The 14354-nt window shown below is 73.3% G+C and carries 11 protein-coding genes; 5 read left to right on the forward strand and 6 right to left on the reverse strand.

Annotated elements, in window-relative coordinates:
- Positions 1-137: 137 nt before the first annotated feature.
- From ACFXOA_RS27195 to ACFXOA_RS27210, 4 genes are all read left to right on the forward strand, one after another.
- Positions 138-458: a CATRA system-associated protein gene (locus ACFXOA_RS27195; protein ID WP_385033833.1), complete on the forward strand. Its 321-nt coding sequence runs from the start codon at positions 138-140 to the stop codon at positions 456-458.
- Positions 455-2074 carry a CATRA conflict system CASPASE/TPR repeat-associated protein gene (locus ACFXOA_RS27200; protein WP_385033836.1) on the forward strand — a complete coding sequence of 540 codons (1620 nt, stop codon included), beginning with the start codon at positions 455-457 and terminating at the stop codon, positions 2072-2074. The genes ACFXOA_RS27195 and ACFXOA_RS27200 overlap by 4 nt, the downstream gene beginning before the upstream one ends.
- The gene (locus ACFXOA_RS27205; RefSeq protein ID WP_385033839.1) at positions 2071-4764 is read left to right on the forward strand and encodes a CHAT domain-containing protein; all 2694 of its coding nucleotides are present in this window, start codon (positions 2071-2073) and stop codon (positions 4762-4764) included. Before ACFXOA_RS27200 ends, ACFXOA_RS27205 begins: the two co-directional genes overlap by 4 nt.
- Positions 4765-4825: 61 nt before the next feature.
- On the forward strand, positions 4826-5566 hold the full coding sequence (locus tag ACFXOA_RS27210; RefSeq protein WP_385033842.1) for an NUDIX hydrolase: 741 nt from the start codon (positions 4826-4828) through the stop codon (positions 5564-5566).
- Here ACFXOA_RS27210 and ACFXOA_RS27215 read toward each other — a convergent pair.
- The 6 genes from ACFXOA_RS27215 to ligD all read right to left on the reverse strand — a co-directional run bounded on the left by ACFXOA_RS27215 (position 5556) and on the right by ligD (position 13066).
- The gene (locus ACFXOA_RS27215; protein WP_385033845.1) at positions 5556-6644 is read right to left on the reverse strand and encodes an amidase family protein; all 1089 of its coding nucleotides are present in this window, start codon (positions 6642-6644) and stop codon (positions 5556-5558) included. The genes ACFXOA_RS27210 and ACFXOA_RS27215 overlap by 11 nt on opposite strands.
- 24 nt (positions 6645-6668) lie before the next feature.
- Entirely contained in the window at positions 6669-8126 is a 1458-nt protein-coding gene (locus ACFXOA_RS27220; RefSeq protein ID WP_385033848.1) for a peptidoglycan D,D-transpeptidase FtsI family protein, read from the reverse strand.
- Positions 8123-9487, reverse strand: coding sequence for an FtsW/RodA/SpoVE family cell cycle protein (locus ACFXOA_RS27225; protein ID WP_385033851.1), 1365 nt, complete (start codon positions 9485-9487; stop codon positions 8123-8125). The genes ACFXOA_RS27220 and ACFXOA_RS27225 overlap by 4 nt, the downstream gene beginning before the upstream one ends.
- An 80-nt stretch (positions 9488-9567) precedes the next feature.
- Entirely contained in the window at positions 9568-9888 is a 321-nt protein-coding gene (locus tag ACFXOA_RS27230; protein WP_385033854.1) for a zinc-ribbon domain-containing protein, read from the reverse strand.
- The gene (locus tag ACFXOA_RS27235; protein WP_385033857.1) at positions 9885-12002 is read right to left on the reverse strand and encodes a HEAT repeat domain-containing protein; all 2118 of its coding nucleotides are present in this window, start codon (positions 12000-12002) and stop codon (positions 9885-9887) included. Before ACFXOA_RS27235 ends, ACFXOA_RS27230 begins: the two co-directional genes overlap by 4 nt.
- Before the next feature lie 170 nt (positions 12003-12172).
- Positions 12173-13066 (reverse strand): non-homologous end-joining DNA ligase, encoded by an 894-nt coding sequence (ligD, locus tag ACFXOA_RS27240; RefSeq protein ID WP_385033860.1) that lies wholly within the window; start codon positions 13064-13066, stop codon positions 12173-12175.
- Positions 13067-13125: 59 nt separating this feature from the next.
- Here ligD and ACFXOA_RS27245 point away from each other — a divergent pair, with 59 nt between their 5' ends.
- Complete coding sequence (locus tag ACFXOA_RS27245) at positions 13126-14175, forward strand: Ku protein (RefSeq protein WP_385033863.1); 1050 nt, start codon at positions 13126-13128, stop codon at positions 14173-14175.
- Positions 14176-14354 lie beyond the last annotated feature (179 nt).

Consider the following 14354-nt stretch of genomic DNA (forward strand, 5'->3'; position numbering starts at 1 on the left):
TGACTGACGGGAATTCGACGGCGGGACAGGCCGTCCTGCGGCTATTCTGACGGCCCGTCCGCCGGGCCGTGCACCCATCCGCCGCAGCCGTGCCGGCGCCGGGCGACGACGGGGCCGTTCGTCGTGCTGGGGGGCTCATGGACACAGGGCAACTGATCGAACGCATCGCCAAGACCGGGCAGTGGGTCCTGGACGACGCGGACTGGCGGATCGTCGACGACGTCTTCCGCGCGATCCACGAGGCCCATGCCACCGGGGACACCGACGGTGTGCGTACCGCGCTCGCGGCGCTGGAGCCGCTCGAACGGAAGCAGCCGCGTCGAGTCACCCACACCCTGGGGCCGGGCGTTCACCCCATCGGCGACGAACTGGACGAACGGCGCAGCCTGCTGATCGCGGAGGTGGGTACCGATCCGGACGGCCCCGGTGAGCCACCGGCCCGGGAAACCACGAGGTGACCGGCTCCGGACGCGCTGCGATCCGTAAGCCGGCCCTCGTCGCCATGGCGTTCGCGGCGCAGGGCCCCGGAGGGACCGGAGACGGCCGGAGAGCACTGGAGTGCCTCTGGGAGGCGTGCCGGGAGCTCGGCATGACCGAGCAGGTGCCGGGAACCGGACTGCCCGCCGAACACGGCGGCTTCGACCGCGCGGAATCCGTCGTACCGGGCCTCCGGTTCCTGTCGGCTGCGTACCGCCCGGATCCGCAGGCGGTGTACCAGGCCTACTCCTTCGCGGACCGCGACGTGACCGGGCTCGTCTGTGTCCTCGCGCCGAACGACACGGCGGCGGGCCCCGAGCAGTGGGCGGACATCCACGACGGCTGGGAGCGGGCTGTACGGGCGGCCGGGCCTCCGGACGTGCTCCGAGGACTGCTCGGCCGGCACCACGTCTTCGAGGCCCTCGTCGAGGGGCCCGCTGACGACGGGTTCCTCCGCGAGGCCGTGCGCGCGCACGCGCCCGCGGGAGGGCACGGCCGAGGAGCCTGGTGGGCGGGGTTCGACCGGACCGACCAGGGGTTCTCGGTCTGGCGGGAACAGACGGGCACCCCGGAGACCCCGGGGCGCTTCTACGTCCTGGCGCCCTCCGAGCGGGAAGCGGCTCTGGACGAATGGGTGTGGTACGCCCCGGGCGAGCACCGCCTGCGGCCGCTCGCCCGCTACCTGATGCACATGTCGAAGATCCGGTACCAGGCGCAGCGGTACGACGAACGGGACTCGGTGCCCAGCCGTATCGAGGAGAGCGACCGCTGGACCAACGCCCTGCTGCGCGAGCTGGACTCCGCCGGCGGACGCCAGTCGCTCGAGGGCGTCGTCCGGACGGCGGCGCAGCTCGACAGCACCCAGACGAGCCCCCAGGGCATGCTGTGGACGATCACCCGGCAGAGGCAGTTCAGCAACACGGTTGCCGCCGGTATGGACAACCTGCTTCCCTACACCCCGGCGGTGCGGCGGATCGGTACGGGTCCCAGCTGGCCCGAGAGCGACCGGGCCTTCGCCGAGCGCCTGATCCAGAGGGTCGACGACGACCGCCTCCATCTGGAGGCGGCCCGGGAACGTGCGGACTCCGTGCGCGCGCAGGCCCGCGCGGCGACCGACCGGGCGATGTCGGACGAGCGCAGCCTGCTGACGCTCATCCAGACCTCCGTGCTCGGCGCCGTACTCACCGGCCTGGCCGCGGTGCAGACGCTGGAGTACGAACTCCCGCTGCCCAAGCCGCTCCAGTCCCCGCTCATCGCGGTGCTGACCGCCTTCGCGCTCGCCCTGCCGGTATCGGTGCTGCGCTGGACCGGGGTCGCACTCGGCGTCCACCGGCACCGCTGGCTGGACCGGGTGGTGGCCGGTCTGGCGGGGGCAGCCGTCGGATGGCTCGCGGTCACCGGCTACGGGGTGGTGTGGGGGGCCGGACCGACGCAGGCCGTCTGGACCCTGCCCGGCGCCGTGGCGGCCGCGGGGGCGGCGGTCCTCGCCGTCGACCGGCTGCTGCGGCGTTCGTCCGGCGCCACGCACGTCGAGGGCGCCCCGTCAGGACCGCGGCGCACGACCTCGGCACGCCGGACCCAGGGGTCCTCCACATGAGCGGCGGCCGTGCAGGCGAGCACGTCGAGGCGATCGAGGACTTCGTCGGCTCCCTCGACGTGGAGGACCTGATCCTCCGGTACGACGTCGACTTCGACGCCCCCATGAGGCAGGCGACCGCCATCGGCCTGCTGCACCTCGCCGGCGCCCATTCCCCCGATCCGTCCACAGGCGCCCGGGGTCTCGCACGGAGGGTGGGTGCCCACTGGTGCGAGATCGTCCGGGCCGATGTCACGTACGAACCGCTGACCGCCCTGCGGCTCATCGAGGCGTCCCGGCCTGACGCCGAGCGGCTGCTCGCGGACCTGACCGCCGGCGGGCGGCCGCCGGCCGGCTCCGATGCCTTCACGGCGTACGTCGTGGCCCGCTGGTACGACGGCGTGGGCAGGGTGCGTTACCGGCTCGGGAGCTACACCGCGGCGAGGATCGCGTTCGAGACCGCGGTCGGGGTGGCCGAGGCCCATGGGGTGTGGTGGGCCTGGCCGGATCTGATCAGCAACCACGCGCGGGCGGAGTTCGAGGAGCAGGGCCAGGCCGCACGGCAGGGCGGCGGCGGGGCGCCACGTGACTTCGCCTCGCCGATGCGGCGGACCCGGGACCGCGTCGTCGGCCTCGCGCAGGCCCGAGGGGTCACTCTGGAGGCCGTTCCCACCTCCTCGACCCCGGCCCGGCACCGGGAGTTCCTGCGCGGCTGGTCCAACGCCCTGCACAACGTGGCCACAGCCCTTCGCCAGGAAGGGCGTACGGAGCAGTCGCTCCAGCAGACCAGGGCCTCCAAGGCGGTCTCGGAAGGGCTGGGCGACGTCTACCGCATGGCCCAGTCGCTGCTCAACGAGGCGTTCTGCGACCCCGGCGACCCGACGCCGCTGTTCGAGGCGCTGCGCGACCTCGGCACCGCCGAGGACGGGACGGCCGGCCCCGGCTGGCCCAGGGGACGCCGTATCGCGCGCCAGCAGCTGGCCGGGAGGGCGGGCGCCGACGGGCTGCCCGAGCTGACACGTCTGCTGGACGACCTGGAGCGTGACGCCGCCGGGGCCGAGCGGCGTTCCGGACTCGACGTCGACTTCTACGCCTACACGCTGGGCCTGTACAGCCAGGCGGCGGCGAAGCTGCCCGCCGGCAGCCGGCCCGGCGACGTGGTCGACCGGTGGCTGAGGATGGCCCGTTCGGTGCGCGAGGCGATCGCCCTGCCCGTGTACAAGAGGACGTATTCCCGCCACGTCCGGCCGGTGTTCCTCCGGGCGATCGGAAGGCGGGTCACCGCGTGCGACCACCGGCAGAGGAGCCTCGAAGGGATTCTGTCGCTCGTCGAGGAGTCCTCCGGCCGCGAACTGCTGGACCTGCTCGCCTCGTCCGCACCCCCCGCCTTCGGCCCGCCCTCCACCATGCTGGCCGGTACCGCGGCCCCCGCCGGGGCCGGCGGGACGGGCAGGCGCTCGGCGCTCGGGTCGATGGGCGAGGCGGAGACCCTCGCGGCGAGGAAGCTCCTGGAGGAACGTGAGGAGCAGTACGAGCAGCACTTCCTCCGCCACCCGCTCAGCAATGCCACACACGACGAGGACATCGCGCACCAGCTGGTGCAGTACACCCTCAACCATCCGGGCGCCTGCGTGGTGCGGTACTTCCGCTACGGCGGGCCCGTCGACCCGCGCTTCGACGGTGGGGAGACGCCGGAGCCGGACTCCCTCGGCATCATGGTGTGCAAGGCGGGGCTGCTCACCCTGTGCCGCCCCCTTCCCTACCAGGACGTCGCCGCGCTCGCCGAACGCGTGCTCGCGGACATCCGCACCGGATACGTGCCGCTGCCGGACACCTGCCACCAGGTCTGGGACCTGCTGATCGCCCCGTTCTGGCCCCATGCCGGGCGAGGCGAGGCACTCACCCACCTCACCCTCGTCCCCACGGACGACCTCTTCGCGATCCCCCTGCACGTGGCCACCGAGCCCGGCGGTCTCGACCCGCTGGCCGCCCGGGTGCCGCTCTCGCACTCCGTGAGCGTGACGACGTTCGTCGCGCGGGGGAGGCACCTCCTCAAGAAGCAGCTCATGGAGGACGACGACGATCTGGCCGCCCTGATGTCCACCGACGAAGCCGCCACGGGCGGTGAGCTCACCGCGTCCGGATGGCCCGAGGACCGTGTGCACGTCGCGGGCAGGGTCCCGCCGGCTCTGGAGGGCCGCATCCCGGGTGCTCACCGTGCCGACTGGGACGGTCTGGCCGAACTGGTCGCGACCGAACCGGAGTTCTTCGTCTACGCCGGTCACGGCACCTATGTGGAGTGGAGCGGGGGGTCGGGTGACCCGCTCCTCTACCTGGGGACCACGGACCGGCTCACCCAGTACGACGTGGCACTGCGGGTCACTCTGCCGAGGAACAAACTGACCGTGCTCGGGGCCTGCCTGGCCGGACAGGGCATGCGTTCGGACGGCGGTGACGTCCTCGGATTCATGCGCTCCCTGATCATCAGCGGAGCCGGAGCGATCGGTGTACCGCTCTGGTCGGTCGCCGACGGGGCGATGGTGTCCACGGTGAGCACCCTGCTCAGGGCGAGCAGAGAGACCCTGGACAGCTCCGGTACCGGAGTCTTCGACGTCGTCCTGACGCTGCACGAGCACTACCGGCGCGCGGTGGACACCTACACACAACTGGGCACCCGGATCGACCAGATGCCTCTGGCCCTCTACCTATGATGGTGCGAACCGGCCCGGAACGGCATCGCGACGGGACAGTGCGGAGGGGACAGGAGCCCGCGTGGACGCTGAGCGCACCACATCCGGCAGGCGGGTCAAACTCGCCGCGTACGACGCGCTGAGGGCCGGCCGCCCGGGCATGTTCGTCAACCCTCCCGGGGCGGCCTACGAGATCCTGCTCGATCCGGCCGACCAGGAGCGAGCGTACGAGAGCACCGCGCGGAGGATGGCGGCGCGCGGGCTGCCGGCCCACTACGCCGACATCGGAGTCGTCTACAGCGACCCCTACTTCACCCTGGTCCGCGACGCCGTGCGGTTCCGTACCGGAGATCTCGGCACGTACGTCCGGGTGGTGCCGCAGGGGGACGCGGACGGGGCCGCGGTACTCCCCGTCCTCGCCGACGGGCGCATCGTCCTGCTCCGGCAGTTCCGGCACGCCGCCCGCGCCTGGCACTGGGAGATTCCCCGGGGCTTCGGAGATCCGGGGGAGCGAGGTACGCAGACCGCTCGCAGGGAACTCTTCGAGGAACTGGGCATGCCGGTCGGGGAACTCGTCCACCTCGGTCCCCTGCACAGCGACACCGGTCTGAAGGCCGGAACCGACCAGCTCTACCTGGCGCGCCTGGAGGGGACGGAGATCCGGTCCGAGCCCGGTGCCGGCCCCCGGGCCGAGGGGATCGACGCCTACCGTGCCGTGTCCCCCGACGCGTTCCGCGCCCTGCTCACGGAGCACCGGATCACCGATGCCTACACGCTGGCGGCCTACGCCCTGGCATCCGCGCGGGGGCTGCTCACCGGATGAGCGGAGGCGCGGTGCCCGCCGGGAGCACCCGGCCGGGGCCACGCTCCAGCGCGCACGCCGTGCCGAGCAGCGCCGCGTCCTGCCCCCGGCCGGCGACCAGTTGGAGGCCGACGGGACAGCCGTCGCCGGTGAAGCCGGCGGGCAGGCTCGCGGCTGGGTGGCCGCTGAGGTTGAACGCCCAGGTGAGCGCTGTGGAGTAGACGTCCCCCGGGCCCTCGTGGCCGTGGGGAGGGCAGGGCGTGACCGGCGTCAGCAGCAGGGGTACGCGGTCGAAGAGGGCATCCAGGGTGCGGTTGTTGGCCGCCCGGAGCCGGTCCGTGGCGGGCGTCGGCGCTCCCGCGCGCACCGCCTGCCATGCCTCCGCCGGGTCGAGCAGGTCGCACACGCCCGGCACCAGGCGGACCGCGCCGGCCGCAGCCAGTGCCTCCACGGCGCCACGGGTCACCCGCTCCACCTCAGGATCCACCCGTGCGAAGCCCAGGTCCGGGCTGTAGACCGCCGGAACAGGCAGCCGGGCCGGGCGCGGTGCGTAACCCTCCACGAGATGGGGCAGGCAGCGCGCGGCGGTCGCGGCCGACCTCGCGAGCAGCCCGGCGGAGGCCAGCCCCGTACGGTCCGGGGAGGGCAGGAGGCCGGCCGTCGTCCGCAGCCCGAACACCCCGCACCACGCCGCCGGGATCCGCACCGACCCGGCGCCGTCCGCGCCCGTCGCCAGCTCCACCATGCCCGCGGCGACGGCCACCGCCGAGCCGGCCGACGAGCCGCCCGGAGTCCGGTCGCGGCGCCAGGGGTTGACCGTACGTCCGTGGGCCCCCTGCCCCCAGGTCCGCCATGCCGTGCCCGGGCCGGGGACGGACGTCGCGCCGACCGGGATGCCGCCGGCCGCGATGAGCCGGCGGGCGGTGTACGAGCGGATCCCCGTGCGGCCCTTGACGGCGAACGGCAGCCCGGCGAGCGGAAGGCGCAGGGCGGTCTCCAGGCGGGCCCGCGCCTCCTCGTGCCACACCTCCGTGAAGGCGCACAGTTCCGGGTCGAGCCGGTCGATCCGGGCGAGTGACTCCTCCAGGGCCGATGTCATGCACCCAGTGTCGGTGGAGCGGCCTCAGCCCCGCAGCGCCTCCTCCATCACCGCCCGGGCGATCGGGGCGGCGTTGCCGCCGCCGCTGACGTCGGCCCGGTCGGCCGCCGCGTCCTCCACGACCACCGCCACCGCGACCGCGGGCCGGCCGGAGTCCGGGGCCTGCGCCCAGGCGATGAACCAGGCGTAGGGGGTGCCGGAGTTGTCCACCCCGTGCTGTGCGGTGCCCGTCTTGCCGCCGACGGTCACCCCGTCGATCGCCGCGTTGGCCCCGGTGCCGTTCTCCACGACGTCCACCATCATCCGCTGGAGCTGCTGGGCCGTCGTCGGTTCCATCGCCCGGTGGTAGGAGTCCGTACCCTGCCGGCGGACCGTGTCGCCGTCGTCGGTGGTCACCCGGTCGACCAGCGTCGGACGCATCAGTTCGCCGCCGTTGGCCACCGCGGAGGCCACCATCGCCATCTGGAGCGGTGTCGCCGCCGTGTCGAACTGGCCGATCGAGGACTGGGCGAGCTGGTCGTCGCTCATGTCGGTGTCGAAGTTGCTGCGGGCCACGCGTGACGGGATCCCGAGGCCGTCGTCGTTGAAACCGAAGCCCTCCGCCGTCTCCACCATCCCGTCCAGGCCCACCTGGACGCCCAGATGGGCCATCACCGTGTTGCAGGAGACCCGGATCGCGTCCGCCAGCGACGCCTTCTCGCAACCCCGTGCCTCGTTGGGCAGCACGGTCGAGGTGCCCGGCAGGACGTACGGCGACGGGGTGTCGGTCTCCGCGTCCGGGTCGGTGACCACGCCCGAGTCCAGCGCCGCCGCAGCGGTCACGATCTTGAAGGCCGAACCGGGCGGATAGGTCTGCCGGATGGCCCGGTTCAGCATCGGCCTGCTCGACGCGCGGTTCAGCCGGGTCCAGGCGTCCGTGACCGCGGACCCGGTGCCGGAGAGCACCTCGGGATCGTACGAGGGCGAGGAGACCAGGGCCAGGATCCGGCCGGTGGCCGGGTCGAGGGCCGCGACCGCGCCGCGCCGGCCGTCCAGGCCCTCGTAGGCGGCGCGCTGCACCCGGTCGTCGACGGTGGTGACGACGTCACCGCCGGGCTGCCGGCTGCGGGTCAGGTCACCCCAGAGCGGGAGCGGGGCCAGGACCGCGGCGGTGCCGGACAGCACGTCGTCCTCGGCGTTCTCCAGCAGCGAGGTGCCGTACGTCTGCGAGGCGTAGCCCGTCACCGGCGCGTAGAGCGGGCCGTGCCGGTAGGTGCGCTCGTACGCGAGCTGCTCTCCGGTGTCCTTCGAGCCGGTGACCGGCTCGTCGCCGACCAGGATGTCGCCGCGCGGCTGGTCGTAACGGTCGATGGTGGTACGGCGGTTCGCCGGGTTCGCGTCGAGTTCGTCGGCCTCGAAGAGCTGGACCCGGGCGGCGTTCGCCAGCAGGGCGAGCAGCAGCAGGAGGCAGAACGCGGCGGCACGCCGGATGTAGGGGATCACCGTTCCTCCACGGCGGGGGCCGGCGCGGCGCCGGGGTCGGGGGTCCGGGCCACGTCACTGACCCTGATCAGCAGCGCCACGATGATCCAGTTGGTGACGACGGACGAGCCGCCCTGCGCGAGGAACGGCATCGCCATGCCCGTCAGCGGGATCAGTCCCATCACCCCACCCGCGATCACGAAGACCTGGAGGGCCAGGATCGAGGCGAGCCCGACGGACAGCAGCCGCCCGAAGGGGTCCCGCAGCGCCAGCCCCGCCCGGAAGCCGCGGGCCACCAGCAGCGCGTACAGCAGGAAGACCGCGGTGAGCCCGGCCAGTCCGAGTTCCTCTCCCGCGGTGGCCAGGATGAAGTCGGACTTCGCGGCGAACCCGATGAGGACGGAGTGGCCGAGCCCGAGACCTGTGCCGAGCATGCCGCCCGCGGCGAAGGCGAAGAGCGACTGGGCGAGCTGGCTGGGGCCCTGTCCGGCGTCGATCGTGGCGTACGGGTCGAGCCAGTCCTCCACCCGGCTGTGCACATGGGGTTCGAACGAGCCGACTGCGAAGGCCCCGGCCGCGGCGAGGAGCAGCCCCACGGCGATCCAGCCCGTCCGTCCGGTCGCCACGTAGAGCAGGATCACGAAGAGACCGAAGAAGAGCAGCGAGGTGCCGAGATCCCGTTCGAGGACGAGGACACCGACGCTGAGCAGCCAGATGGCGACGATGGGCCCGAGCACCCGGCCCGTGGGGAACTGGATCCGCCAGATCCTGCGGCCGGTGTAGGCGAGGGCGTTGCGGTTCGCGGCGAGGTAGGCCGCGAAGAACACGGCGAGCAGGATCTTGGCGAACTCGCCGGGCTGGAAGGAGAGTCCGCCGATCCGGATCCAGATCTTGGCGCCGTTCACGGCGGGGAAGAAGATCGGCACGATCAGCAGCACCAGCGCCGCCGCGACCGAGAGGTAGGCGTAGCGCTGGAGCACGCGGTGGTCCTCCAGCAGGACCACGACGGCGATGAAGAAGGCGACCCCGAGGGTGGACCAGACCAGCTGCGTCGTCGCCGCCTGGTCACCCGGGGTCTCCAGGTCGAGCCGGTAGATGAGTACGAGGCCCAGCCCGTTGAGCAGGACGGCGATGGGCAGCAGCAGCGGGTCCGCGTAGGGGGCGCGGAAGCGGACGGCGAGGTGGGCCAGGAGGGCGAGGAGCCCGAGCCCGGCGCCGTACCCGGCGACATCCGGCGGCACCGCGCCGTTGCGGGCGAGTCCGACGGCGGCGTAGCCGTATACGGAGATGAGCACCGCCCCGACCAGGAGCGACAGCTCGACCCCGCGCCGCTTGGGCAGGCGTAGCTCGGGCGGGCGTGTGTCCGCCGTCGGTGCGGTCATGCTCCGCAACGTAGCAAGAGGTGAGTGTTATTTCCCTTATGTCAGCTTCGTGGCACCACTCGGCGGCCCGCCCGGCCGGGTCAGTTCTGGTAGGGGTTCTGGCCGCCGGGCGCGTAACCGGGCTGCTGCGGCGCCGCGCCGAAGGGATTGGCGCCGTCCTGGCCGCCCTGGGCCTGCGCCAGGAGCTGGTCCGCCTGCTCCTTCGGTATCTGCCGCTCCCCGCCGCAGAAGGTGCACTGCGTCGCGTACTTCGTGGAGAAGGGGAAGAGCGGCACGAAGAACAGCGTGAACTTGGTGACCCGCTTGCGCAGGGTGTGCGCCGCCGGGTTGCCGCACCAGCCGCACACCATCGTGAGGACCGCCAGCTGGTAGAGGTAGCCTCGCGTACCGAAGATGATCATGATGTCGTTCCCTTCCCCGTGTCTTCCTGAAGTGCCCGCCGGCACAGCGCCAGCAGCCTCTCGTCCCCATGGGCGTTGTGCCCGGCGCCGAATCCGCCGTCCGACGCCGTGTGCCGGCGTACGGACAAAAGCTCGGCGCGCAGCACCCGTGTCGCCTCCGAGCCTGCACCGCCGGGGCCCATGCGCGCCAGGCATTCCGCCACCCGGATCCTGACGTGGCAGTTCTCCTCCCAGGCGCTCAGGAGCACGGGCACCACCTCGGCGGCCCGTCCCGTGATCTCCCACAGGGCGATCGCCGCGTCCACCCGGAGCCAGAGCTCGCCGTGCGAGAGCAGGGCCCGCAGCCGGGGCGCCACGACCGCGGCCCGGGGCCCCAGCGCGCCCAGCGCGCTCGCCGCGGTCCGGCAGTCCCGCGCCTGCTCGGCGCGCAGTCCCTCGGCCAGCGCGGGCAGGACCGCGTCGGCGTCCCCGGTGACCGCCCACAGGGCTTCGGCGGCCTCGGCCGCCGAGGACGTACCGGGCCGCCCCGCGAGCCGCCGGAGCTCCGGCACCGCGCAGCGAGCCGCGGGGCCGAAGGAGCCCAGGGCCCGCAGCGCGGCGGTGCGCAGCCACTCGCCCCGGTACTCCGGCGCCTCCCGCAGCACCCGCAGCACCTCGGGTGCCGCCTCACCGGCGCGCAACGCCGTCAGGCCGGCCAGCAGCGGGCTCGCCCGGTCGTACGCGTCCTCGTCCAGACCGACCTCACCCAGCCTCCGGCGCAGCGGCCCGGCGAGCGGGGCGGCCGCATCGCCCAGGAAGCCGATCACGAACCCCACGTCTCCCGGCACCTCGGGCCGGTCCAGCGCGGCCTCCAGGGCGGGCAGCGCCCGTATGTCCCCCGCCTTGGCCAGGGCCTTCACCGCCGGGTCGAGCCCCGGGGGGCCACTGGCCCACTCCCTCACCCAGGCCCCCGGATCCGCCGCCACCCGCCGCGCCAGGGCGTCACCGGCCGGTACGGCCAGCGCGCACAGCCCGTCCAGGGTGTACGCGGCGGCCTCGGCCAGCCGGGGTTCCGGGTCGGAGAGCTGTGTCCCGACCAGCCGGACCAGCTCCTCGTAGGACCCGCGCCAGCCCCCGATCAGTCCACCGCTCATCCGTACGGCGTCCAGCCGCTGCCCGGGGTCGGGGCTGCCCAGCTGGTCCTTCAGCAGCGCCGTGCGGTCCGCCACGCGGTCGCCGAGTCCGGCGTGCAGGGTCCGCAGCAGATCGGCGGTCCACGGAGCGCTCCGCCCGGCGGACTCCCCGGCGGAGAGCTCCCGCAGCAGGCCGGTCAGGCCACCGGACCCCGCGCCGTCCCCTCCGGCCGGGACGCCACCGGTCCGGGCCGGCCGGCCCGGACCGGAGCGCAGGTCCCGCAGCAGCCCGGACACCACCGGCACGACGTCGCCGGGGAGCGCGTCGGGGGCGCACCGGGCGAGCTGCGCGAGTGCCGCGAGGCGGAGCCCGGGCGGGTACGCCTCCGACGCGAGCCGGCTCAGCCAGTCGGCCGCGCCGGGCGCCAGCGACCGGTGCCGCAGGGCGATCCGCCCGGCGGCCTCCACGAGAGCCCGCCGCACCTCGCCGTCGGACTCGACGGGCAGCCGCTCCCGCAGCAGGGTGAGGACCCTGCCCGGCGCGGGGTGCAGGGTGGCCAGCGCCAGCGGGGCGGCCAGCCGCACCCCGGGGTCCTCGTCGGCGACCAGTTCGAAGAAGACCGGTGAGCCGGCCGAGACGGCCGCCGCCGCCATGGCGTAGTTGGCGACGCCCTCGATCTCCTCGGCGTCCAGATCGTCGAGCCCGTCCTCCTCGTCCTCGTCGAGCTCGATACCGCCGATGCTGGTCAGCAGCTCGATGACACCGCCGCGGTCGGGTATCGCCGGATCGACGGCCAGCTCGAAGAGGAACGGGATGCTGGCGAGCGTGCAGGCGTACACGTCGCCCTGGTGGTGCACCGCGCCGTACATGCCGTCCAGCGCGTTCTCCCGCTCGGCCGGATCGGCCGAGGCGAGTCCGCGGAGGAGAACCGGCACATCGTCCGCCGGCCCGTAGGCATGCCTCATCGAGGCCCAGTCGACCTCGTCGATCCCCGTGAACACGCCACGCCCTCCCCGTGTCCTGCCCGCTGGCGGCCCCCGGACGGACCGTCGCCCGCGACCCGGTGTCTGGGCAGAGTGTGCACCACCCCCGGGGCGATCCGCCCTCCTCGTGCGGCCATTCCCCGGCCTGCTTTGCGGTCCGTGAACAGGCTGTGCGCGCCCCGTTCCGCTCAGTCGCCGGGCAGCTTCCCGGCCTGCCGGGAGTCGTGCAGCGGAGCGAGCAGATCGCCGTACCGGTCCAGGCGTGCCGGCATGTCCCCGGCGAGCACGACGAGTTCCTCCGGGGTCTCGCACGCCTCGATCTCCTCCCAGGTGACGGGAGCGGACACGGTGGGGCCGGACCTCGCCCTGAGGGTGTACGGGGCCGCCGTCGTCTTCGCCGCGGCGTTCTGGCTGAAATCCACGAACACCTTGCCCGGGCGCAGCGAACGCGTCATGCGGTGGACGGCCAGTCCGGCCAGCGCGTCCTGGGCCTCCACGGCCAGCCGCCTCGCGTAGGCCGTCACGTCCTCGGACGGGGTGGGCTCCAGCGGGACGAGCAGGTGCAGGCCCTTCGAGCCGGATGTCTTCCCGTAGGCGGACAGCCCGTCGGCGGCCAGCCGCTCCCGCAGCCAGACGGCGACCCGGCAGCACTCGACCACTCCCGCCGGAGGGCCCGGGTCGAGGTCGAACACCATCCGGTCGGCGATCGCCGGCGAGTCCCGCAGCCACTGGTGGGTGTGGAACTCCACGACCAGGTTCGCCGCCCACATCAGCGACGGCAGGTCCTGGGCCAGCACCTGGCGGGCTTCCGGATCGTCGCTGCGGGGGACGGGTGCGGTGCCGACCCAGTCGGGTGTACCCGGTGGCGGGTTCTTCGTGAAGAAGCGGAGTCCTTCCGGGCCGTCCGGGTACCGCAGGAACGACAGCGGACGGTCACGCAGGTGCGGCAGCATGACCTCGGCCGCCGTGGCCGCGTAGTAGTGCAGCACCTCGCCCTTGGTCGTCCCGGTGGCCGGATACAGCACCTTGTCGAGATTGCTGAGCGACAGCCGCCGCCCCTCCACCTCCGTGATCGGCGTCATACGATAAGAATCACATGAAATCGGATGAATGCTTGCGTACCAGTCGTAAGGGGTGAACGGTGAGGTCCATCTGGAACGGCTCCATCTCGTTCGGGCTGGTCAGCATCCCGGTCAAGCTCATGAACGCCACGGAGAACCACTCGATCTCCTTCCGCCAGATCCACCTGTCCGACGGCGGCCGCATCCGGTACCACAAGGTCTGCGAACTGGACGAGGAGGAGGTGCCGGCCTCCGAGACCGTCAAGGCGTACGAGGACGCGGACGGCTCGGTCGTCCCGGTGACCGACGAGGACCTCGCGTCGCTGCCGCTGCCGACGGCGAAGACCATCGAGATCGAGGGCTTCGTGCCCCCCGCGGCGATCGACCCCCTCCAGCTCGACTCGGCGTACTACCTGGCGGCGAACGGCGTCCCGGCCGCCAAGCCGTACGCCCTGCTGCGTGAGGCGCTGCGGCGCAGCGGCAAGGTCGCCGTGGCGAGGTTCGCGATCCGCGGCCGGGAGCGGCTCGGCATGCTCAGGGTCGTCGACGACGTGATCGCGATGCACGGGCTGCTGTGGCCGGACGAGATCCGCACCCCCGAGGGCATCGCCCCGGACTCCGGCGTCAAGGTCCGCGACGCCGAACTCGACCTCGCGGACGCCCTGATGAACACGCTCGGGGACGCCGACATGGACACCCTGCACGACGACTACCGCGAGGCGGTCGAGGAACTCGTCGCGGCGAAGGCGGCGGGCGAACCCGTCGCGGAGGAGGAGCCCGAGGAGGCCGAGGGCAAGGTGATCGACCTGATGGCGGCCCTGGAGAGCAGCGTCCGGGCGGCCGAGGACGCGAAGGCGGGCGCCGAGGACGACGGGACCCACGCCGAGGTCCACCCCATCAAGGGGCGGACCCCGCGGACGGGCGGGAGCGGGGGCGGCAGGGCGGCGAAGAAGCAGGGCGCGCGGAAGAAGACGCCGCGGGAGGAGCCCGCGCGGGAGAAGGAGACGACAGCGCAGAGGAAGGCGCCCGCGAAGAAGGCACCCGCGAAGAAGGCGGCGGCGAAGTCCTCCGCCGGGAAGACCGCGGCGAAGAAGGCCTCCCCGGGTACGCGCAAGCGCACCTCGGCCTGAAAGGGGCCCGCGCGGGCCGGGAGCGCAGTAGGGTACGGAACGCCGCGACTGGCGCGTACCCGGCAGGGTGCTCCGTGGAAACGACCACGAGGGAGCGGCACACTCCGGGCGCGCCCGGGGCGTCGTCGCCGGAGGGCCGTCCGCCTGGGCAATCCGGGTCCATGTCGCCCGCGTGCGAC

The sequence above is a fragment of the Streptomyces sp. NPDC059166 genome, assembly GCF_042755185.1.
Taxonomy (GTDB): Bacteria; Actinomycetota; Actinomycetes; order Streptomycetales; family Streptomycetaceae; genus Streptomyces.